Source organism: Serratia sp. CY55921, from assembly GCF_052167655.1.
GTDB classification, from domain to species: Bacteria; Pseudomonadota; Gammaproteobacteria; order Enterobacterales; family Enterobacteriaceae; genus Serratia; species Serratia ureilytica.
This window is the reverse complement of sequence record NZ_JBJNMU010000004.1, coordinates 32513-53029: the sequence shown is the minus strand read 5'-3', so window position 1 is coordinate 53029 and position 20517 is coordinate 32513. Positions and strand designations below refer to the sequence as shown.

The window sequence follows — 20517 nt, the reverse complement described above, 5'->3', positions numbered from 1 at the left end:
GTCAACCCGGGGTATTATTTACCGGGGGTGTTAAATTCCCGTGAAATAGCGCTAATCCTGACCTCGGCGCTTATACGTGTAATCACAGAAAGTTATTTTTCTTCATTCAGTGCTGAAGGCCGACCAAATCGCTTTCCAGCTGTTTTTGCCCTTGCAATACTTGAGCGCGTGCGCTCAAGCAACAGATCCCGCATAAATTCCACCACAGCAGAAATCACCGACATCATCGTGAGAAGCAACTCAATAATCGGCTCGGGCCGGTATTTTGCATTTTTGGGCTGACGGTTCACAGTAAGTGAGCAGTCAGAGCAAAATCATCACTGACTATTCAGTGTTTAATCTATTGTTTTTAAACAACTAAAATTAAAAATGAACAGTGTGACCAGTTTTTCTATAAATCTTTTTTTCTGAACAACTCCCGATTTTGTTCTATTATGCACTCATAAAAACTAATGGTAGCCTGTCTGATTATCATGCAACAACTAAAGAATGATTAAAAATAGGCTATGCAACTTGTTCAACAATTCAAATATCACAGCATGATGAATATGGAGAGATAAGTGGATAATATTCTGGGACTACAGTTCAAAGATGCTATTATGACAGGTGCTGTCATTTTAGGTCCAATTTTTGCCGTACAAGTTCAAAAATACTTAGAACAATTCAGAGAAAAGAAACAAAGACGATTAAATATTTTCAGAAGTTTAATGTCAACACGCGCCGAACGCCTCAATCGTGAGCATGTTCAAGCTTTAAACATGATTGACATTGAGTTTTATGGCCGTATGTTACCTATTATTAGAATAAGGTATCAAAATAAGTTGGAACAAGCTGTAACTCATGCATGGAAAAGTTATAACAGCCATTTAAACAAGTCAAATGAATATAATGACACTAACATTTGGATAGCAAAAGGCGATGATTTATTTACCGAACTATTATATGCATTAGCTCAAGCGATGAACTATGATTTTGATAAGGTTCAGCTACAAAGGGACTGCTATCGCCCACTAGCTCATGGAAACCTTGAAAGTACACACATGAACATTTTGACCGGTATCGAGAAAATTTTAGCCGGAGATAGCTCACTACCAATGCGTTTTACGAACATCCCGAATACTTCTAGTAAATCGGATGATATTACAGCAGGTGACAATACAGAACCGGCTGATACACCAAGCCCCCGTTAAGATCGACAAACTCCCCGATAGATTGAAACAAACTATTGGCTGCCAGATACAACACATCATTACCAAATAGGGGTCGTTACCAAAATATGTCCAATCGCATGTGCTCACTATCCTGTATTGGTATACGTTTAGCTATACCCAACAACTCTGAGTTAGATTTTTATCAATTATTACAAAAAACTAATTAAGCTATTCAGACTCCGCCAGCCAAATACGTCGCCAGTGAACCAGATAGACCCGGCGATAATAGCGAAAAAGCCCACAACTTCGGTTGCGGGCTTTTTTGTTTTTGTCGTATTCCGAAGGCTCGCCCCACGGCCCGGGCTGTTCCGGGCCAATGCGGGCTAGTGATCCAAATAGAGGTAATGCAGCCAGCTGGTCATGCGCAGCAGCACTTTGCGCATCACGGAGACGTGCTCGAAGTGCCCGGTATAGACCGCCGCCTGAGCGCTCACGCCGTCGGGTAGATGATCCAGATCCGGATTGGCCGCCAGGTCAATCATCACGTACACCCCTTCCCGGCCCGGCGTGGCGCTCAGGCCCTGCAGTGCGCCGCTGGCCTGGTAGCTGCCGTCCGGTATCGCCGGCAATACCCGGCTCACGGTGCCGCCATAAACCTGTCCCGGCAAACCGTTAAACACCACTTCAGCCTGATCCCCCTGCGCCAAGCGCAGGATGGCGTTCTGGCGGAATACCGCCACCACCTGGCGCTTTTGCTGCGGGATAAAGATCATCACCGGTTTGAACGGCAAGCGCACCGCCGCCGTGCCCGGCCGCGCCAGCACCTGCGTGACATAGCCATCGCTCGGCGCACGCACCACCGTTTGTTCCAGGTTGTAACGCGCTTCGGCTATTTGCGATTTCAGGCTGGCTATCGTGGCGTCTTCGCCGTCATAGCGCCCGGACAACCGCGCCTGTTCCTGTTGGAACTGGGCTTTCGCCGCCTGCAGCGCGGCGGATTGCGCCTGATACTGCTGCTGCGCATGGCTGACGTCCTGCTCCGAAAACGGATTGACCGGCATGGCCGCCCCTTTCGCGTAGCGCTGGTAATCTTTACGGGCGCGCTCAAACTCCACGTTCGCCCGCTGCACGTTGGCGGCGGACTCGCTAAGCGCTGCCCGACGCGTTCTGATCTCCGCCTCCACCCCGGCCAGATCCGCTTCCAGCTTGGTGAGCCGCGCGCGGTAGCGACTGTCGTCGAGCCGGAACAGCACCTCGCCTTTGCGCAGCAGCACGTTGGTTTTCTCCGTCACCTCAACGATCATGCCCGAGACCTGCGGCACCATCGGCACCGACACGGCAATTTTCTGCGCCCGATCGCTGTACGGATGGTTGTAGTTCATCGTCAGAATCAAGGCGCCGACGATAAATATTCCGCCAAGCACCGCAGTCGGCACGGTCCATTTGTTGACCGGAATGCGGAACAGTTTAAATACGCCGTAGCTCAGCGCCACGTAGCTGAGAATAATGAGCAAATCCATAGGCTACGCTCAACTTACCGTGGGGCCGGGAACCGCCGTCGGCTTTTCCTGCAGGCGTTGTAATTCCGCTTCGAGCAGTGCGATGCGCGCCTGCAGATCCGTTGAGGGTTCCGAGCTTTCACTCATGCCCCAGCCGCGTTCCGGCCGATAGAGCGTTGCCCAGATCCACAGCAGCGGCCAAATGGCGTGCAGCGTAAACAGGCTGACCCAACCGGCGACGTGAATCGCATCCTGATGCGGATGGCGGCGCTTTTTCGCCAGTAAATAAGGAATGTCATGAATAATAATGACGCCGTAGAATAATATCAGGAATACCGCGATCAGTACGCCTAAAGCAAAATAGTTAAGAAACATGTAAAGTCCTGGTTGAGAATAATGAAAATAAATAATCTCTATAGCGTGTTATATTGTCTGATGTCGTTGGCGATAGTATCGATGGCGTTCTTCACGTCGGTGACTTTCAGCTGTGCTTTCTCATTATTAAGATTTTCTCCCGAAGCCTTACGCACCACTTTAATGACCGGCTGATTGGTCGCGGCATCGATAAACTCGCCTTCCATATAGACCGCGCTCTCCATAGTACGGTGCCCGGTGACGCTTTGCGTCGCGGCGATCAGCAGCGTGATTGGCAAGACTTCATAGACCTGCAGCCCTTTCTTCTGCGTGTCGATCGCCGTGATGGCGCCGCGGAAAATCAGGGTATGCTCGCGCGGCATGTCCACCAGCGTAAAATGGGTGCCCATCGCCTGCTTAAACTGTTGGTTGGTGTAATTCAGGATATTGTCGAGCGCGCGTTGGCTCACCATCTCGCTCGGTTTCGGCCGCGGGAAATAGATCATCGGTTGATACACCAGATATTGATAACGGGAAAAATCGACGTTCTTATTCTTCCAATATAAAACGTCTTTGCCGGACGCGGATTGACCTTTATTGATATCGTTATAATTGGTCAGAAAGGTCGAGTATTTTTCTTTTTCGGTCACGGCGGAAGAGCACGCGGCCAGTAATAACAGCGCAGGTAAAATAACCACTCTTGTCACTTTCATTGACGGGTTTCTCTTTATTTTTGTGGATAGCAAATAATCAAATCGAATGATACCCACCCACCCGTGATAAGTCATATGACAATGCCGCCAAAGGTGTATATCATTTTTGATATACAAACTCATACGAGCCGGCCAGTGAAAGAGAAAGACTTCCGCATTGAAGAACTCAGGATTGTCCGCGTCATTGCCGAAACGGCGAGCGTCAGCAAAGCGGCGCAGCTGTTGGATATGCCGCAGTCTAACGTGTCGCGCGCCCTCACCGCGCTGGAGCGGCGGCTCGGACTGGAGCTGTTCCTGCGCGGCCCGCGCACTCTGTCACTGACCGAGTTCGGCGAACAATTCTTGCGGCGCGCCTCGCAGTTGCTGAACGAGCATAGCGATCTGCTCGATATGGCCGGCACCTATAAGCGCAGCCTGAACGGCATGGTCACGCTCGGCGCGCCGATCGGCATCCACGCTTTCCTGGCCAGCTATTTGCTGCCGCCGCTGCTGCACGCTGCGCCGGCGCTGACTGTCGATCTGGTAACCCGCAACCCCAACGAACGCGAGAAAAAATATGGCGCAGTATTCGACAGCGACTGCGATTTGCTGATCAGCTTTTTCCAGCCGCAAAACGAAAGCCTGATTGCCAGGCCCTTTACCCGTTTTCGCGTCGGGCTGTTCGCCGCGCCGGATTACATCGTCCGCTCGCCGCTGAATGAGCTGGATGAACTGTCGCAGCATCGCTGCATTACCTTGCGCATGCTGGGCGGCATCCGCAATACCTGGAGCGGCTACAGTGCGCAGGGGGAGTTGGTGCAGGTCGAGATCAACGGCGCCAGCGTCTGCGATAACATTCTGCCGGCGATCGAGCTGGCCAAACAGGGCCTGGGCATCGTCTACGCCCCGTATTATTCCGTCGCCGCCGAGCTCGATGCCGGCACGCTGCTGCCCTGCCTGGCGCGCGAGCGCGGCATCGATATGCAGGCCTACCTGATCTACCGCCGGCGCGGCGTGTTGCCGCACCGCGTGCAGGTGACGATGGACAGCATCATGGAAAGCGTCAAACTGCACGCACACCGGCTGATATAGCCAAGAAAAACCCCGCCGCAGCGGGGTTTAACGCATCACATCAGCGCAAAATACCTCACCGCCCCTCTTTTTCCCCCAGGAAGAAATACCACAGCGGAATGGAAAGCAGCAGGGTGAACACCAGCGTATACAGCAGCACCATCAGGCTCTGCATGATCACCATCTGTGCGCTCCAGTCACCGATCGGCAGCTGAAACTGTTCGACGGTGCCACCGAGGATCGCCCGGCCCATCACGCAGCCGACCGCCACCGCCACTGTCGCCACCGCCGCGCGGAACTTGCGCACCTCGGCGCGGCGGGCGGCCGCTTCAGGCGTTTCGTCCCGAAGGCCTTGCCGCTGGCCGCGCCAGCGCCACACGTCCACCAGCAGCAACGCCGCGAGGCTCACGCCCATTACCGGCAGGCAATAACCCAGCACCACTGCTACCAGCAGCGTGACGGCGCGGGCAGGCAGGGAAAGCGCCAGCCAGGCGGCAAACAGGGTCTGCACCGGATGCTGCACCCCCGCCGCCGGGCGGCGCATCCACCACATGCGGTAACCCAGCACGATCGCCAGGCACAGCCCGAGGCCGAACGCCGCCAGCAGTAGCTGATTCGGCAAGCCGAACAGAATGCCCATGTGGGCGTCGATGCCCCAGCGGGTCAGCTTGGCGATGAGCGGGAAGGTGTCGAACCGCACCTGGTCGACGACGGCGAAGCTTTGCGGCGCGATGGCAACCGCGTCCACCTGCGTTGGCCAGCTGCGATCCACTTCGGTCACCGTCCAGGCTTTGCCCTCGCCTTTCGGCTGGCGAAGCTCGACCTTAGCGGCGTCTATTCCGGCGGCGCGCGCGGCATGCAGCGCCCGATCCCAATCGCCGTTCAGCGCATTGCTTTGCGCGGCAGGGCCCATCTTCATGCCCGGCATCATCCCGCGGTGCTCGGCGTGCGGATCGGCCGGCGTCTGCGGCGCATCGGCCTGCAGGCTGGTTTTGACCTGCGGCGTCAGCCAGCCCAGGTTGGCCCGCAGCGCGTCGATGTTGCCGCCGGCCCACTGCGACCAGGTCAACCCGGTAGCCGAGAAGAACAGCAGCCCGGCCAGCAGCGCCACGCCCAGCGTGATATGCCAATGGCGGTTAGCGGCGAAGCCCCCTTTCACCCTTTTCAGCTTGCGCTTCGGCCGCGTCGCCAGCCACAGCGCCACGCCGCCCAGCGCGGCCACCCACAGCCAGGAGGCCGCCAGCTCGCTGTAGTTGCGCCCCAGATCGCCAAGCAGCAGGCTGCTGTGCAGCTTGTCCAGCCAGGTGCGCAGCGGCAGTACGCCGGAGGTGCCGTACACCGTCATATCGCCCTTGATCGCCAGGGTATAGGGATCGACAAACAGCGCACGTGACTCGGAAGCGCCCAGATCGGCACTCGCGAACTGTACGCGCGTGGTGTCCATTGCTCCGGGTGCCGGACGCACGGCGTAAATGCGCGCCTCGTCACCCGCCGCACGGCGGGCGGCGGCGATCTGGTCAGCCAGCGATCTCGCCTGCCCGTGCGGCTCGGTGAAAAGCGCATCGCGATACAGCGCCTCTTCAAGCTGCGGGGTCAGCACATACAGCGTGCCGGTCAGTGCAGCGACCAGAATAAAAGGTGCGACCAGCAGGCCGATATAAAAATGCAGCCGTCTGATCAGGTTCAGCATCGCGCCACGCGGCGATGCGGCAGGTGGATTTTTGGTTATTGAAGACATGGCCTTTCTCGTTTTTCAAACTGTGCGCGCTGGCAAACCGTCCGCAGCGATACGGACGGCGTTACCCATGATCAAGCAATAGGGAAAAACGGCTGGCCGGGCGGCCCGCGCGGGCTCGGCCGCAGAGTAAGGCGCCGAAGGGGCGGAGAAACGATGCGCGGCGCGCAAGGCAGGCGCGCGATGCGCGCCATCAGCCACAGCAGCGGGACGAATGCCCACAGCAGCAGCGGCACGTGGATCAGCAACTCGCAATAGCCGCAGAAAATCATCTCCGCCGGATCCATGCCGTGGTGGCCGGCATGCTCGGCGGCGGGCATCGCCATCCCGTGCATGTCGTGCGGCATGGCGGCGTCCGTTTGCATCATGCCGCCCATCATCTGATGGTGCATCAGCGATTTCGACACCACCGGCGCCACAAACAGCAACAGCACCGCCATAATGGCGATGCAGGCGGTGAAGCGTTGCGGTAGCTGGCGTGGCACTCTCATCGCGGCGGCGAATTAACCCGGTCGGTGGCGAACAAGCGGCCAGTGTAACCCGCGATGCGCGATGAGGTGAAAGAAAAGTCAGATTTGTCTTGCTCGCCCCCGGCGGCGGTGATCACAGCACCCGCGAATAGACCCGCGAGGCCTCGCCCCAGGGGTGATAGCCGAGCCCGTTATAAACGAAGCCATTACGCTCGTAGTACCCTTCCAGATCGGTGCAAAGGTGCAGTTGCGGGAAACCCAGCCGGCGGGTTTCCGCCGCTACATGCTCAATCAGTTTGGCGCCGTAGCCCCTGCCGCGCTGCGTCTCTTCTACGTAGAGCGCGCACAGCCAGGGATACAACTCCCCACGGCTGATAAAGTCGTTGGTGATGAGCCCCGCGCAGCCGAGGATTAGGTTATTTTCCATCAGCAGGTACCACTGCGGCAGCGGGTTGGAAGCGCCGAGGCTGCGGTTGATGGCGTCTTCATACATCATCAGCGTCTCTGCCGTGGCCCAGTGCCGCTGAAAATACGCAATGGCGCGCGGCGCCAGCTCGGGCGCTTGCCGCACCGAAATCATGTCCATCGTCATTCCCGTTATTCATGTTGTCAGCGTAGAATTATGCAGCAATATGCATGGTATGGCAGCGGCATTCCGCCGCCGTCATTCACCCCAAGGAGTCATCATGACGCAAAATATCTATGACAATCAGGCTTTCTTCGACGGCTATGCGCAGCTCAGCCGCTCGCAGCACGGCCTGGACGGCGCGCCGGAATGGCCAGCCATCCGCCGCATCCTGCCGGATTTGCAGGGAAAAAGTGTGGTCGATCTCGGCTGCGGCTACGGCTGGTTCTGCCGCAGCGCGCGCGAACAGGGCGCAGCCAGCGTGCTGGGGCTGGACGTTTCGGAAAAAATGCTGGCCAAGGCGCGGGAGATGACCGCCGACGCGGGTATCGAGTACCGTCGGCAGGATTTGGCGCAGCTGCAGCTGCCGCCGGAAAGTTACGATCTGGTCTACAGCTCGCTGACGCTGCACTACCTCGAGGATCTGGCCGCGCTGTTCGCCACGGTGTACGCCGCGCTGAAACCTGGCGGGCAGTTCATCTTCACCGCCGAGCACCCGATCTACACCGCCCCGGCGCAGCAGGGCTGGCTGACCGACGGCAACGGGCAGAAATCCTGGCCGGTCAACGGTTACCAGCGAGAAGGCCAGCGCGTTTCCAACTGGCTGGCGGAAGGCGTCATCAAGCAGCACCGCACGCTCGGCAGCTATATCAACCCGCTGGCGCAGCAAGGGTTTATCATCCAGCATTTGAACGAATGGGGCCCCAGCGCGCAGCAAATCGCCGCTACCCCGGCGCTGGACGAAGAGCAGGAACGCCCGATGATCTTCATTCTCGCCGCCCGCAAACCCGCCTGATTTATCCGCAGTAAACCGTTCACACCACCACAGTTGGGGAGGCCGCCTCCCCCCAACGGCTATTGTACCGGCAGCGCCGCCCCGTGCGCCGCGAAGTGCGTCAGCGCCTCGCCCTCCATGCGATAACGCACCCACTCGCCCTGCGGCTGCGCGCCGATGCTGAGGTAGAAATCGATAGCCGGCTGATTCCAGTCCAGCACGCTCCACTCCAGGCGGCCGCACTGCCGCTCGCACGCCAGTTGGGCGATGTGCCGCAGCAGCGTTTTACCGGCGCCCGCGCCGCGATGCTTTGGCGCCACGTACAGGTCTTCCAGATAGATGCCGTTTTTACCCAGCCAGGTGGAGTAACTCATAAAGAACACCGCATAACCCGCCGGCTCGCCGTTCACCGTACAAATCAGCGCTTCGGAACAGGCGCCCGGCCCAAACAGGCTGCGTTCGATGTCCTCCTCGCTGGCCCGCACCTGCTCGCGCGCCTTTTCGTACACCGCCAGCTCGATAATCATATCCAGAATCAGTTTGGCGTCGCTTTTTTGCGCCGGGTAAATCTCAATGGTCATGGCAAGTCCCGTGTGAGTTGATGGCCGTGCTTGCCAGCATACAGCGCCTCTCATGCTGCATGAACGGCATTTTCATCAACAGGCAATGAATATCATGCATCTGGATTTGAAACGCCTCGATCTCAACCTGCCGCGGGTGTTCGAAGCGGCGTTATAACGCGGGTTCGCCGATCGGCAGATACCCTTGCCACAGCGGCCGGGCCGGTTCGCCGTGCGGGTTGGCGCGCAGATGAACGTGGTAGCCCTGCAACGCCTGCAGCAGCAGGCAGTCGTCCACCTCAGCCAGATCATCTTTGTGCTGCTGCGCGCTGTCCGTCAGCAGCGCCCGTTTGGCTTTGTCTTTCGCCTCGTCGGCGGAGCGCGCCACGAACAGGCCGAACTGGTGCAGTTCCGCCAGCTCATCGCTGCGGTAACCGCCCACGTTGACGAAAAACAGCCTCTCTTCACCGGCAAACGGCGCAGGCTCCAGACTCACGTCGTAACCGTCCGCCCAGTCGATGCGCGCATAGCCGTCGACATGCACCTTGTGCTTATCGCCGAACCACTTTTCACGTAGCAGCGGATACGCTTCTTCCGGCCGATCCGCCGCCGCGAACTGCACGTCGTGCAACTCAATATTGGCGCCCGGCGCCGTACCGCCCACATAAAACATCAATAATCCCGGCATGTTAGTCTGCTCTCCCTGGTGATAATCGCTGTATAATTTAATACATAACGAAACACCTGCCAACGGCGGCGCCATTCTGTGTTATCAATAGATGAGGTTTAATCTGTTGTGGAGGAACGCATGGCATTCAATATCGGTGATTTTGTACAACGCACCACCGGCGGCCCGAAGATGACCGTGGTGGCGATCGACGGCGAAACCCTGGTTTGCAGCTGGAATGAACTGGGTAAAGAGCAGCGCACGGAAGTGCAGGCCAACGAGGTGGCGCTGTACCACGAAGACGGCGATTTCGGCGTCTGCTGAATGACCGGGGCGCGCCGCGCCCCGTTATCGCCTCAGGCGCGAATGTCCTGATAGGCTGGGGTGGTATCGAACTCATGCTTGGCGAACGGGCACAGCGGAATGATTTTACGCTGCTCCGCGCGCATTTTCTCCACCACCAACGCCACCAGCTTTTTGCCGACGCCCTGCCCCTTCAATGACTCATCCACCCAGGTGTGATCGATAATGGTCAGCTTGTCGCCGCTCGGCACGAAAGAGATCTCGGCGATCAGCTTGCCGTGCTCGTCATTGATATAAAAACGCTTCTCGTCCGCCAGTATTTTATGATCCATATTATTTCTCCCTATATTTCAGTGCGCCGCTGGGGCAAGTATCGATAACGCGTTTCACTTCGGCCGCGTCGGCATTGTCCGGCATAATCCACGGCCGGCGATTCAGGGTAAAAATAGCCGCGTTGCCACGTACACAGTTGGCGGAATGGCGGCATATCGCGCTGTTAAAATAAACGTCAATCTTGTCGCCGGAATAACGGCGGTAACCGGCGGCGGTCAATTCTTCATCCATCATGGCCTCACATTGCCCGTTTTATTGTTTTTGCTCCAGGCTCAAGTATAGGCAATGCCGCTGGCTTCACCACGCCTCTCGTCCGCCGAAAAAAGTGGCGCAACCGCCCGCCGCAGCTAGAAAAAAACGTAAATTGTTCTAATCTTTAATCAGCAAGACAACATAATTCCGACAGTGGCTAAGGAGTTCGAAATGGGTGATAGCTCAAAAGACGGCGTAATTCTGCTGTCCCGCATTCTACTGATGGTTCTGTTTATCATTTTCGGCTGGATGAAACTGGTCAACTTCGGTGCGACCGTCACGGCGATGGAAGGCTATGGCACGCCGATGCCTTATTTGGCGGCGATTGTCGCCGTGGTGGTGGAGTTTATTTTCGGCATCGCGCTTATTCTCGGCCTGTTTACTCGCCCTATCGCGGTCATTTTTGCCCTGTATGTGTTGGGCACCGCGTTTATCGGCCATCCGTTCTGGAAAATGACCGGCATGGAAATGATGGGCAACGAAATCAACTTCTTTAAAAACATCAGCATCATTGGCGGTTTGCTGCTGCTGGCGGTGACTGGCGCCGGCCGTTATTCGCTGGACTATAAAATATTTAATAAATAATTCATCGATGGCCGGCGATATGCGCCGGCCATTTTATTTCGGCTATCCTTTCACCGGCTGCGCTTGGCGTGGCGCTCAAAGTTTTCCGCCCTGGCCTGCGCCGATTTACGCAGCGTGACATAGCAGGCGCCCTCGCCGCCGTCGCGCGGTAAGGCGCGGCAAAACGCCTGCACCTGTTCAAACTGCGCCAGCCATTTGGCGACGTAACTGCGCACGATATTCGGATGGCTTTCGTTCTGCCGCCCGCGGCCGTGCACGATAAGCAGCGAACGCAGGTTTTGCGCCTCCGCCTGCATAATGAAGCGGAACAGCGCCTGCCGGCTGGCTTCAACCGGCTGACGCAGCAAATTCAGCGACGCCTGCGGCGGGTAACGCCCATTGCGCAGCTTGTCCAGCACGCCCTGCTGAATGCCTTCCCCTTTGAACTCCAGCGGCCGATCGCAGGGGATCACCTCGAGGAAATCGGTGCTGAGGAAGTTTTCCTGCCGCAGCCGCTGCGCTTCGCGCCGCGCGCTTTTGTCCACCGCCTCCTGCGGCTTGAGGTACAGAGTCTGCCGCCTGCTCGCCAGCGGCACCACGTCTGCCATCGCCTGTTCAAAAAAGTCTTTTTCCTGCTCGCTCATGTTCCACCTCTCTTGAACGGCAGCCTTTACGGCCGGGGATGGGGACGATTGTAAGACGCCTTGGCGCGGTTGCAAGCCGGGAATTGTCAGCGGCATTTGTCTCAATTGTCGTCAACGGGTGAGCTTGCGAGCAGTTTTCGCTATACTGCTAAGCCATCATTGAGTGCCGCAAAGGATCGAGCCCATGACAATGCGCGAGCTGGAAATCCAGTTTCAAAATGCGATGAATGAGTTGCAGAGCAGCTTCGAACGGCAACACCGCGAATGGCAGCGGAGCTACCAGGCGCTGCAGCAACTGCTGGAAGAAGCCAAACAGCGCGAAGCCGCGCTGCGGGCGCAGAATGAACAACTGGCGCGCAAACTGAGCACCGCCAGTTCGGTGCCGGAGCAGCATGCGCTGGTCAAGCAGATCAAAATGCTCGGCGCCCATCTGGACGCGCTGGCCAAAGACGCGGCCACCTTCAATCACCACCTGCGCCAACAGAGCGCGGTCGGTAATTTCAGCGGCGAACAGCATTGATAGCGGGCGCTGTCGCACAGCGCCTCCCGCCCCTCTTCTGGCGTACTGAGAGTGTAATAAAGCCTAAATGACCTGGATCATCCTCGCCGCCCTGATCGTCGTATTCATCATCGGTTACCGCATTTTGACGTCCGACACCCGTAAAGCCATCGATTCGCTGGCCCATCTGCTAAGGGTCAAACCGATGCTGATCGAATCGATGATCCAGGAAATGGGCGGCCGCCAAAGCCAGACCTTTATCCGCATGCTGAACAACGGCTATACCGAAGAGATGCACCAGGCCGCTTACCTGCTGTTCATCTACCTGACGTTCATCAAACAGGCGGACGACGAGCAGATTGGCCATTGGCGCGACGTGCTGCTGCGCGCCGGGCTGTCGCCGGAGCTGCACGCCGAGCACACCGAAGCGGCGCTGTTTTACTTCGCCGAGTTGGATATCGATGCGTTTGAACTGGCGCAGTTCCGCCGCGCCTACAACGAGCGTTTCAACCGCGAAGCGTTGGCCCACGGCTGATAGCGTCCCCCTGGCGGGGGACCGTTTACAGGAACATGCTGTAGAGGTAACGCGACAGCGCTTCGCGCGAGCTGAAGCCGTGTGCGATGCCGTAACGCTGATTCGGCGCGTCGCTGCTTAAATCCAGGGGAAATTCCAGATATTGCTCGCTGGTGCGCACCGGCGAGGTCGGCGTGGCGAAATGCACGCTTTTCTCTTTCAACGCCGGGTGGATCACCAACGCGGTCCTGCCCATCCGCGCTTCGCGATTCACATACACGTAGTGTGCACCCTTGCGGTAACCATAGGCCTGATCGGTGACATAATCACGCTCAAAGCCGGTATTCTCCAACACTTTAGCCACTTCATCCGGCCGTAAATACATCGATTCCTCCTCTCATTCTGGACCGCTGAGCGACCTTACCGTAATCATTCACCGAAACAATGATTTTCTGGGGAGGAATCCGGGTTTCGGACTATTCCTGAATCAGACCCGGCTGCGCTGCAGCAGGCGCAGAGTGAGCAACACCCCGAGCGCCACCAGCAGCGCCGCCGCCAGATAAATCGACGGCACGCCCGCCTGCCCGATCAGCAGCCCGGCCAGCGGGCCGGTGATGCCCAACGCCAGGTCGAGGAACGCCGAATAAGTACCGAGCGCCGTGCCCTGATTCTGCGGCGGCACCTGTTTCACCGCCTCAACGCCCAGCGCCGGGAACACCAGCGAAAAACCGGCGCCGGCCAGCAATGCGCCGGTTTGCACCATCCAGGGCTCGCCGGCCTGCCAAATCAACAGCAGCCCGACGATCTCAACCAGAAACGACGCCAGCGTCACCTTCAACCCGCCATGGCGGTTGATGACATTGCTGAAGATCAGGCGAATGCCGACGAAGGCGCAGCTGAACAGCGTCAGCGAAAACGCCGCGCCGCTCCAGCCTTTGTCGGCGTAGTAAAGGGTGATGAACGTGGCGATCACGCCGAAGCCGACGGTGCCCATCGCCAGCCCGAGACCATAGGCCCAAATGCGGCCGAACACCGCGCGAAAGGCGATGCGTTGCCCGGCGGCGATCGAGACGTCCGGCTTGCCGCTCGCCAACAGCAGCGCCACTGCGACCGCCAGCACGATCAGCGCCGCCACCCCGGCCAAGCCCCACTGCTGATTCAGATACACGCCGAGCGGCGCGCCGGCCGCCATCGCGCCGTAGGTAGCAACTCCGTTCCAGGAGATCACCCGCGCGGTGTGCATCGCCCCAACCCGGCCGATGCCCCACAGCGTGGAACCGGTGCTGGCGAAGCTTTCGCCGACGCCGAGAAACACCCGCCCCACGCACAGCAGCAGCAGGCTGAGCCACGGCCAACCGTCAACGCCGAACGCCAGCGCGTAAAACAGGCCACTGGCGCCGCAGCAGGCCAGGCCGAACAGCACCACCTTCTTCGGCCCCAACTGATCGGCGTAACGCCCGGCATGCGGGCGGCTGAACAGCGTGGCGAAGTACTGCGCGCTGATGATAAGGCCCGCCAGCACCGAGTTGTAGCCCAGGTGGTCATGCACAAACCCCGGCAACACCGCCAGCGGCAGGCCGATGGTCAGGTAGCAGACGAAGGTGAACATCACCACGGACAAAATACGTCGGTTCAGCTGGCGGTTATTTTCTGCGGTCATCGAAAGTGGCTCGCATCGGACGGGGTAGACGAAGCCCTCCAGCATACCCCGACGAGATTTGATGATAAATGAGAGAGTGATAACGAATTATTATTTCGCTAACGGTTTGCCGCCACCCGCGCACGCAGAAAATCGATAAACGCCCGCACTTTCTCCGACACATGGCGGGTGTTCGGGTAGAGCGCATAGATGCTCTGCTCGGGGAAACGGTGATCCGGCAGCAACCGTTGCAGCCTGCCGGCGTCGATGTCGGGCTGCGCCAGCCACGCCGGCAGCAGCGCCACCCCGGCGCCATGCAGGGCGAACGCCAGCAATGCGGCGGCGCTGTCGCCGGTGAGCGTCGCCGCATCCGCGACCTTGAACAGCACCGCTTCGCGCTGCGGCGTGACCACCTGCCAGCTGAGGGGCGAACTGAGCCGGCTGTGGGCGATCCACTGCGCCTGCGCCAGATCCGTCAGCGAATGAATCGGCCGCTCGGCCAGATAATTCGGCGCCGCCACCGGAAAGATGGCGAAGCTGTCGATCAGCGCCGCGCGGTGGCTGGAATCCGCCAGCTGGCCCAGGCGGATCGCCACGTCGAAGCGCTCAGAAATCAGATCGGCATGATAAGAGGAAGACACATGCTGGATGCGCAGCCGCGGATGCTGCCGCGAAAACGCCGCCAGCGCCGGCACCACCACCTGCGCACCATACTCAGGCGTGCTGGTGATACGCAGCACGCCGCTCAGCCCGTGATGATCGCGTCGCACGTCGTCGAGCACGTTCTCGGCCTCCTGCAACAGCTGCAGGCTGCGCTGGTAGAAGCGTTCGCCGGCATCGGTCAGCGACAATCGGCGGGTGCTGCGCGCCAGCAGTGACACCCCCAGTTCGTTCTCCAGCTGCTTGACGTTAAAGCTCACCACCGCCTTGGTTTGCCCCAGCGCCGCCGCCGCCGCGGTAAAGCTGCCCGCTTCCACCACCGCCGCGAAGATCGCCAGACGCTGCAAATTCAGCATTTCATCGCCCTTATTGTCAAAATTATTTTGACAGTGTAATCGCCCGCCGCCGATTTATCCGCACTTTTCCCCCCGATACACTGCTCGCCTTCAACCGGAGGCACCATGTCTTATCGCAGCAAAGTGGCAATCGTCTATCTGCTCGGCTTTTTCGTCGATCTGATCAATATGTTTATCGCCAACGTCGCCTACCCCGCCATCGGCCAGGCGATGGGGGCATCGGTCAGCCAACTGGCGTGGGTCAGCAACGGCTATATTCTCGGCCTGACGCTGGTGATCCCGCTCAGCGCCTGGCTGGCGCAGCGCATCGGCGGGCGGCGGGTGTTTCTGCTCTCGCTGGCGCTGTTCATGCTGGCCACCCTCGGCGCGGGCAACGCCGACAGCATCGGCGCGCTGATCGGCTGGCGCACCCTGCAGGGCATGGGCGGCGGTTTGCTGATCCCCATCGGCCAGACGCTGACCTATCAGCTGTACCGCAGCCATGAACGCGCCGGGCTGTCGGCCGCCATCATGTTGGTGGGGCTGCTGGCGCCGGCGCTGTCACCGGCGCTGGGCGGCTGGCTCGTCGATAGCCTGGACTGGCGCTGGGTGTTTTTCGCCAACCTGCCGCTGGCGGCCCTGGCCCTGGCGCTGGCGGCGCTGTGGCTACGTGCGGAAACGCCGACGGCGGCGTGCAAACCGCTCGACGCGACAGGATTACTGAGCGCCTGCGCGGCGCTGACGCTGCTGCTGCTCGGCCTGACCCGGCTGAGCGAAGCCGGTCATCAGGTTTCCGGCGCGGCGCTGCTGGCCGCCGGGCTGCTGGTGCTGGCCTATTATCTGCGCCATAGCCTGCGCACCCCGCAGCCGCTGCTGAACCTGCGGCTGGTCGGCGATCCGCTGCTGCGCAACGCCATGGCGGTTTATTTGTGCATTCCCGGCCTGTTCATCGGCGTCAGCCTGGTGGCGATGCTGTATTTGCAAAACCAGCTGGGGATGCCCGCCGCGCAGGTCGGCGGCCTGATGCTGCCCTGGGCGCTGGCGTCGTTCCTGGCCATCACGTTGACCGGCAAAAGCTTTAATCGCCTCGGCCCGCGGCCGCTGCTGATCGCCGGCTGCCTGTTGCAAGGCGCCGGCATGCTGACGTTGGCCCAGATCGATCAGGCCGGGCAGCACGCGTTGCAGATCGCCGCCTTCGCCCTGATGGGGTTCGGCGGCAGTCTGTGCAGCAGCACCGCGCAGAGCAGCGCGTTTCTGCAGATCCCCGACGGCCAATTGGCGGACGCCAGCGCACTGTGGAATATCAACCGCCAGCTCAGTTTTTGCCTCGGCGTGGCGCTGCTCAGCCTGCTGCTGAATCTGCTGCTGACCGTGTTGCCGCCCGCGGCGGCTTACCGAACCTGCTTCATTCTGGCGGGCGCCAGCGCACTTATCCCGCTGTTGCTGTGTCTGCGCCTCGCCAACCGCGCCATCGTGCGCCAACTCAATGCTCAACAGGATGCTTTATGAACCCGTATTTTACCGAAGTGATCGACGCCCACATCGCCATTGAACGCTGGCTGGGCAAAGGCGCCGGAGAGGAGCAAGCGCTGCTGGCGCGCTTTACGCCGGATTTCAGCATGATCGCGCTGAACGGCGCCCCGCTGGATTTCACCGCGCTGTGCGCTTTTTTCCGCGCGCATCGCGCCGCCAAACCGGGACTGGAAATCGAGATAGAAGAGATGAAGCTGGTGGCCGAATGGCCGACTGGCGCGGTAGTCAGCTACCGGGAAAAACAGAGCCTGCCGGGGCAAAGCGCCACGCTGCGCTACTCCACGGTGGTGTTTGAACGCCTGCCCGACGCGCTCGGCTGGCGGCATTTGCACGAAACCGCCGCGGCGCAATAATTACAGGAAGCTGCCGGCCAGAAACAGTTCCCAACCGACGATCACCCCGCACAGGGTTACCGCGCTGAAAATGACTTCAAACAGATAGCGATGGATCATCGTGAGTAGCCTCAAAAGAAGACACCCGGAAAGACCGGGTGTCTGGAATACGGGCTGTAGAGTGCGGAACCTTGTCGGTTCCGCAAACATCACTTAATTAAGCTTTTTTACCGGCTTTTTTGTGGTGTTTTTTAGCGGCCTGAGCTTTCTGCACTGGCGCTTTTTTGTGGTGTTTTTTAGCAGCCTGGGCTTTCTGAGCTGGCGCTTTTTTGTGGTGCTTTTTAGCGGCCTGAGCTTTCTGGGCTGGCGCTTTTTTGTGGTGCTTGGCTTTCTTGTGGTGCGTTGCTTTAGCTGGCGCTTTTTCAGCAGCAGCCGCTGGCGCAGCGGTAGTGGTGGTCGCAGCTGGCGCGGTGGTGGTAGCCGGAGCAGTAGCTGCAGTATCAGCAGCGAAAGCAACAGAAGACAGACCCATAGTGGCAGCAACGATCAGCGCTAATACTTTTTTCATCTTTAAATCCTCAGAGTGTTGTTTCGGTAAGCTCCGGTGGAGCCGTTGAAACAGATACTAGTGGAATCAAACGGCCGTTTCCGTGAGTGATTGGTTTCGCCGAGTAACCAAATGTACAAAGCCCAGGTGCCGGCAAACACCTGCGTGACGGCGGTTTTTTTCCGTGATCGGCCACACAAATCTCGGCATGGTCTACACTTAAAAGACATGTGTCGAAATGGAGAGCTGAATGTTTAAGAAAGCGGAAAGAACAGAACGCGATATCGATCAGGATGTGACTCTGTTGGCCGATACGCTGGATGAAGTGTTGCGCGAGTCCGGTGACAAGACCAAAGAGGAACTGAAAGAGCTGCACAGCAAGGCGAAAGGCGTGCTGCGCGACGCGCGAGCGCGATTCAACGGCTCCACCAGTCTGACACAACATGCGCGCGACGCGGTCGATCAAGCCGACAGCTATGTGCGTGACAAACCTTGGCAGGGCGTAGGGATCGGTGCCGCCGTCGGCATCGTGCTCGGCGTGCTGCTAGCCCGGCGTTAACACCCCTGCAGTCATAAAGATAAAACAGATGTGCGTCTGGCCCGCGGAAATCGCGGGCCGTTTAATTTTAGCGAAACAGCTGCGCCAGCCCCTGTACCGCCCGCTCCGCCTCCTCTCGCCGGCTGAAATTGGCGAACCCCAGCAGTAACCCTTGCCCCGCCGGATGGTCGATTCGCCAGTCAGACAACGCCTGCACCGCCAGCCCCTGTCGCCAGGCTTGCGCCGCCAACGGCGCATCCGCCAAGCCGTCGCGCAGCCGGGCCAACAGCTGAATGCCGCCCTGTTGCGGCACCGTCGTCAGCCACGCCCCCAGCTGCCGCTCCAACGCCAGCGTCAGCCACTCGCGCCGCTGGCGGTACAACGGCCGCATGCGTTTCAGGTGGCGATAGAAATGCCCTTGCCGGATAAAATCCGCCACGCCGGCCTGCAGCAGCGGCGGGCAACCGCAGCCGCGCAGCCGACTGCTGCGCGCAAAGGCCTCCGTGAGGCCGACGGGCACCACTAAATAAGCCATGCGCAGCGCCGGGAACAGCGTTTTGCTGAAGGTGCCGGCGTACAGCACCCGCCCCTGAACATCGAGGCTCTTCAGCGGCGGCAGCGGCCGCCCGTGATAGCGAAACTCGCTGTCGTAGTCATCCTCGAGGATCCAGGCCCCGCGCTGCTGCGCCCAGTCGAGCAGCGCCACCCGCCGCGCCAGACTGAGCGAGACGCCGAGCGGGCTTTGATGGGTCGGCGTCACCACCGCCAGCCGCGCCTCAGGCTCCGTCAGCATACCGGCGGCCACGTCCATGCCCTGTTCATCCACCGGCACGGCGACCGGTCTGACGCCGGCGGCCCGCAGCAGCGGGCGCGTGACCGGATAGCCGGGATCTTCTATCCATACCGCGTCGCCGGCGTGCAACAGCGTCTCCGTCACCCAGTCCAGCAACGCCGGATAACCGGCGCAGAGGAAAATTTGCTCCGGCCGGCAGCTGATGCCGCGCGACAAATGCAGATAATGGGCGATCGCCTCACGCAGTTCAGGCAGGCCGCCGGCCGGCGGCAGCGCCAGGGAAGCCGCCGTGGAACCGCGCAGCTGGCGGGCGACAATGCGCTGCCACAGCGCGCGGGGAAACGCATCCAGCGCCGGCACGCCCAGTTGGAAAGGCTGCAGCATGCCCTGCGGCTGCAGCGGATCGGGCGCTATCGTCGCCAACGGCGGCATAGCGGGCATTGCGCCCGGCGGCATGTGCGGCAACTGCGGCGAGACATAGGTGCCCGCCTGCCCCCGGCTCTGCAAGAAACCTTCGGCAATAAGTTGCGCGTAGGCGCTTTCCACCGTGGCACGCGCCACGCCCAGATCGCTCGCCAACCCGCGCACCGAAGGCAGCCGGCTGCCCGCCGCCAGGCTGCCCTGGGCAATGGCGTCTTTAATCCGCTGGTAAATCTGCCGGTACAGCGGCTCGGCGAGCCGGCTGTCCAGCCGCAATGAAGTCAGGAACGGTGGCATCATGGCCCGGTTAAATAATCATTTTATGGCCCTATAGCATAGACCATAAGGCCGCTAAAGTAGCGCCATGATTTCGTTACTATCGATTGAGGTTGACCATGATTAAGCAACGTTTGAACTATGCCGAGCTGGCGCCCGCCCCGTACAAAAATATGGTGAGCGCGCTGATGGCGCTGGAGAAAGGCGCCCTGGACAAAGCGACCATCGAGTTGATGTTTATGCGCGTTTCGCAAATCAACGGCTGCGCCTACTGCCTGGACATGCACGGCAAAGCGCTGCGCGAAAGCGGCTTCAGCCATGCCAAGCTGGATACGTTGGCGGGCTGGCGCGTCAGCCATGAATTCAGCGAGCGTGAACGCGCGGCGCTGGAGTGGGCCGAGTCGGTTACGCTGATCGCCGCCACCGGCGCGCCGGACAGCGCTTTCGAGGCGCTGAAGGCGCACTTCAGCGACGCCGAGATCGCCGATCTGACCTTCGCCATCAGCATCATGAACGCCTTTAACCGGCTGGCCGTCAGCATGCGTCAGTAATGCGCTCGCCTCCCCCTCTTGACTCTGAGGGGGAATTTCACACCCGCAAAAATTTTTCCCCTCGCCTTTTCCAGCCCCGGCGCGGCCTGCGCGCAAAACCCGACAAAGCACCATATATAGCGTGGTTGATAAAACAAACATCAACATATAGTATTTCATGGGTCAGCCGCAGGGAATGTTGTTCG

General features: G+C 59.4%; 27 protein-coding genes and 1 pseudogene. 11 read left to right on the top strand and 17 right to left on the bottom strand.

Going from position 1 to position 20517, the window contains the following annotated elements; translation table 11 throughout:
• Positions 1-14: 14 nt before the first annotated feature.
• A pseudogene (locus tag ACJ8M3_RS18330) lies at positions 15-227 on the bottom strand (recombinase family protein); the annotation flags it as partial.
• A 333-nt stretch (positions 228-560) separates the two neighbouring features.
• Here ACJ8M3_RS18330 and ACJ8M3_RS18325 point away from each other — a divergent pair.
• A complete protein-coding gene (locus ACJ8M3_RS18325; protein ID WP_145957735.1) occupies positions 561-1190 on the top strand; it encodes a DUF6680 family protein in 630 nt (209 codons plus the stop codon).
• 344 nt (positions 1191-1534) lie between these two features.
• Here the strand turns inward: ACJ8M3_RS18325 and ACJ8M3_RS18320 are convergent, their stop codons facing one another.
• The 3 genes from ACJ8M3_RS18320 to ACJ8M3_RS18310 are packed head-to-tail and all read right to left on the bottom strand — an operon-like array spanning position 1535 to position 3717.
• Positions 1535-2671, bottom strand: coding sequence for an HlyD family secretion protein (locus tag ACJ8M3_RS18320; RefSeq protein ID WP_089195096.1), 1137 nt, complete (start codon positions 2669-2671; stop codon positions 1535-1537).
• Positions 2672-2680: 9 nt separating this feature from the next.
• Positions 2681-3025, bottom strand: a complete 345-nt coding sequence (locus ACJ8M3_RS18315; RefSeq protein ID WP_089197360.1) for a DUF3302 domain-containing protein — start codon at positions 3023-3025, stop codon at positions 2681-2683.
• A 38-nt stretch (positions 3026-3063) separates the two neighbouring features.
• The gene (locus ACJ8M3_RS18310; protein ID WP_089197361.1) at positions 3064-3717 is read right to left on the bottom strand and encodes a DUF3313 domain-containing protein; all 654 of its coding nucleotides are present in this window, start codon (positions 3715-3717) and stop codon (positions 3064-3066) included.
• 135 nt (positions 3718-3852) lie between these two features.
• Between ACJ8M3_RS18310 and ACJ8M3_RS18305 the strand changes: the two genes are divergently transcribed.
• Complete coding sequence (locus ACJ8M3_RS18305; RefSeq protein WP_089197711.1) at positions 3853-4788, top strand: LysR family transcriptional regulator; 936 nt, start codon at positions 3853-3855, stop codon at positions 4786-4788.
• Positions 4789-4843: 55 nt separating this feature from the next.
• On the opposite strand, the gene ACJ8M3_RS18300 is transcribed toward ACJ8M3_RS18305, so the two are convergent.
• From ACJ8M3_RS18300 to ACJ8M3_RS18290, 3 genes are all read right to left on the bottom strand, one after another.
• The gene (locus tag ACJ8M3_RS18300; RefSeq protein ID WP_199560471.1) at positions 4844-6505 is read right to left on the bottom strand and encodes a DUF2534 family protein; all 1662 of its coding nucleotides are present in this window, start codon (positions 6503-6505) and stop codon (positions 4844-4846) included.
• A 71-nt stretch (positions 6506-6576) separates the two neighbouring features.
• Positions 6577-6993, bottom strand: coding sequence for a DUF2946 domain-containing protein (locus ACJ8M3_RS18295; protein WP_233503932.1), 417 nt, complete (start codon positions 6991-6993; stop codon positions 6577-6579).
• Positions 6994-7105: 112 nt separating this feature from the next.
• Positions 7106-7558: a GNAT family N-acetyltransferase gene (locus ACJ8M3_RS18290; RefSeq protein ID WP_089197712.1), complete on the bottom strand. Its 453-nt coding sequence runs from the start codon at positions 7556-7558 to the stop codon at positions 7106-7108.
• 100 nt (positions 7559-7658) lie between these two features.
• Here ACJ8M3_RS18290 and ACJ8M3_RS18285 point away from each other — a divergent pair, with 100 nt between their 5' ends.
• Positions 7659-8393, top strand: a complete 735-nt coding sequence (locus ACJ8M3_RS18285; protein WP_004928990.1) for a class I SAM-dependent methyltransferase — start codon at positions 7659-7661, stop codon at positions 8391-8393.
• A gap of 59 nt (positions 8394-8452) precedes the next feature.
• Here ACJ8M3_RS18285 and ACJ8M3_RS18280 read toward each other — a convergent pair whose 3' ends face one another.
• The gene (locus tag ACJ8M3_RS18280) at positions 8453-8953 is read right to left on the bottom strand and encodes a GNAT family N-acetyltransferase (RefSeq protein WP_047573952.1); all 501 of its coding nucleotides are present in this window, start codon (positions 8951-8953) and stop codon (positions 8453-8455) included.
• A 151-nt stretch (positions 8954-9104) separates the two neighbouring features.
• A complete protein-coding gene (locus ACJ8M3_RS18275) occupies positions 9105-9620 on the bottom strand; it encodes a DUF1543 domain-containing protein (RefSeq protein WP_033651603.1) in 516 nt (171 codons plus the stop codon).
• 120 nt (positions 9621-9740) lie between these two features.
• Here ACJ8M3_RS18275 and ACJ8M3_RS18270 point away from each other — a divergent pair, with 120 nt between their 5' ends.
• Positions 9741-9923, top strand: coding sequence for a YodC family protein (locus ACJ8M3_RS18270; protein WP_016929823.1), 183 nt, complete (start codon positions 9741-9743; stop codon positions 9921-9923).
• 32 nt (positions 9924-9955) lie between these two features.
• Here the strand turns inward: ACJ8M3_RS18270 and ACJ8M3_RS18265 are convergent, their stop codons facing one another.
• A complete protein-coding gene (locus ACJ8M3_RS18265; protein WP_033644139.1) occupies positions 9956-10234 on the bottom strand; it encodes a GNAT family N-acetyltransferase in 279 nt (92 codons plus the stop codon).
• A 1-nt stretch (position 10235) separates the two neighbouring features.
• Positions 10236-10466: a (4Fe-4S)-binding protein gene (locus ACJ8M3_RS18260; RefSeq protein ID WP_016929825.1), complete on the bottom strand. Its 231-nt coding sequence runs from the start codon at positions 10464-10466 to the stop codon at positions 10236-10238.
• A 192-nt stretch (positions 10467-10658) separates the two neighbouring features.
• On the opposite strand from ACJ8M3_RS18260, the gene ACJ8M3_RS18255 reads away from it, so the two are divergent.
• Complete coding sequence (locus tag ACJ8M3_RS18255) at positions 10659-11072, top strand: DoxX family protein (protein WP_016929826.1); 414 nt, start codon at positions 10659-10661, stop codon at positions 11070-11072.
• A gap of 50 nt (positions 11073-11122) precedes the next feature.
• On the opposite strand, the gene smrA is transcribed toward ACJ8M3_RS18255, so the two are convergent.
• Entirely contained in the window at positions 11123-11695 is a 573-nt protein-coding gene (gene smrA / locus ACJ8M3_RS18250; protein WP_033651604.1) for a DNA endonuclease SmrA, read from the bottom strand.
• A gap of 184 nt (positions 11696-11879) precedes the next feature.
• Here smrA and ACJ8M3_RS18245 point away from each other — a divergent pair, with 184 nt between their 5' ends.
• Together ACJ8M3_RS18245 and ACJ8M3_RS18240 are read left to right on the top strand one after the other, a co-directional pair.
• Positions 11880-12215, top strand: coding sequence for an MbeD/MobD family mobilization/exclusion protein (locus ACJ8M3_RS18245; RefSeq protein ID WP_033644141.1), 336 nt, complete (start codon positions 11880-11882; stop codon positions 12213-12215).
• Positions 12216-12282: 67 nt separating this feature from the next.
• Positions 12283-12729 (top strand): DUF1198 family protein, encoded by a 447-nt coding sequence (locus ACJ8M3_RS18240; protein WP_033644142.1) that lies wholly within the window; start codon positions 12283-12285, stop codon positions 12727-12729.
• A gap of 25 nt (positions 12730-12754) precedes the next feature.
• On the opposite strand, the gene ACJ8M3_RS18235 is transcribed toward ACJ8M3_RS18240, so the two are convergent.
• From ACJ8M3_RS18235 to ACJ8M3_RS18225, 3 genes are all read right to left on the bottom strand, one after another.
• Positions 12755-13093 (bottom strand): DUF2002 family protein, encoded by a 339-nt coding sequence (locus tag ACJ8M3_RS18235; RefSeq protein WP_033644143.1) that lies wholly within the window; start codon positions 13091-13093, stop codon positions 12755-12757.
• Between the two features lie 102 nt (positions 13094-13195).
• Complete coding sequence (locus ACJ8M3_RS18230; protein WP_074446864.1) at positions 13196-14368, bottom strand: MFS transporter; 1173 nt, start codon at positions 14366-14368, stop codon at positions 13196-13198.
• 98 nt (positions 14369-14466) lie between these two features.
• Entirely contained in the window at positions 14467-15363 is an 897-nt protein-coding gene (locus ACJ8M3_RS18225; RefSeq protein ID WP_047573942.1) for a LysR family transcriptional regulator, read from the bottom strand.
• 105 nt (positions 15364-15468) lie between these two features.
• Here ACJ8M3_RS18225 and ACJ8M3_RS18220 point away from each other — a divergent pair, with 105 nt between their 5' ends.
• Together ACJ8M3_RS18220 and ACJ8M3_RS18215 are read left to right on the top strand one after the other, a co-directional pair.
• On the top strand, positions 15469-16851 hold the full coding sequence (locus ACJ8M3_RS18220) for an MFS transporter (protein ID WP_046687699.1): 1383 nt from the start codon (positions 15469-15471) through the stop codon (positions 16849-16851).
• A complete protein-coding gene (locus tag ACJ8M3_RS18215) occupies positions 16848-17228 on the top strand; it encodes a DUF4440 domain-containing protein (protein ID WP_004928958.1) in 381 nt (126 codons plus the stop codon). The genes ACJ8M3_RS18220 and ACJ8M3_RS18215 overlap by 4 nt, the downstream gene beginning before the upstream one ends.
• Positions 17229-17424: 196 nt before the next feature.
• On the opposite strand, the gene asr is transcribed toward ACJ8M3_RS18215, so the two are convergent.
• On the bottom strand, positions 17425-17775 hold the full coding sequence (asr, locus tag ACJ8M3_RS18210; protein WP_004928953.1) for an acid resistance repetitive basic protein Asr: 351 nt from the start codon (positions 17773-17775) through the stop codon (positions 17425-17427).
• 229 nt (positions 17776-18004) lie between these two features.
• On the opposite strand from asr, the gene ACJ8M3_RS18205 reads away from it, so the two are divergent.
• A complete protein-coding gene (locus tag ACJ8M3_RS18205) occupies positions 18005-18313 on the top strand; it encodes a DUF883 family protein (protein WP_004928950.1) in 309 nt (102 codons plus the stop codon).
• A 67-nt stretch (positions 18314-18380) separates the two neighbouring features.
• Here the strand turns inward: ACJ8M3_RS18205 and pdxR are convergent, their stop codons facing one another.
• A complete protein-coding gene (gene pdxR / locus ACJ8M3_RS18200) occupies positions 18381-19805 on the bottom strand; it encodes a MocR-like pyridoxine biosynthesis transcription factor PdxR (RefSeq protein WP_089197364.1) in 1425 nt (474 codons plus the stop codon).
• A gap of 95 nt (positions 19806-19900) precedes the next feature.
• Between pdxR and ACJ8M3_RS18195 the strand changes: the two genes are divergently transcribed.
• A complete protein-coding gene (locus ACJ8M3_RS18195; protein ID WP_060660327.1) occupies positions 19901-20332 on the top strand; it encodes a carboxymuconolactone decarboxylase family protein in 432 nt (143 codons plus the stop codon).
• Positions 20333-20517 lie beyond the last annotated feature (185 nt).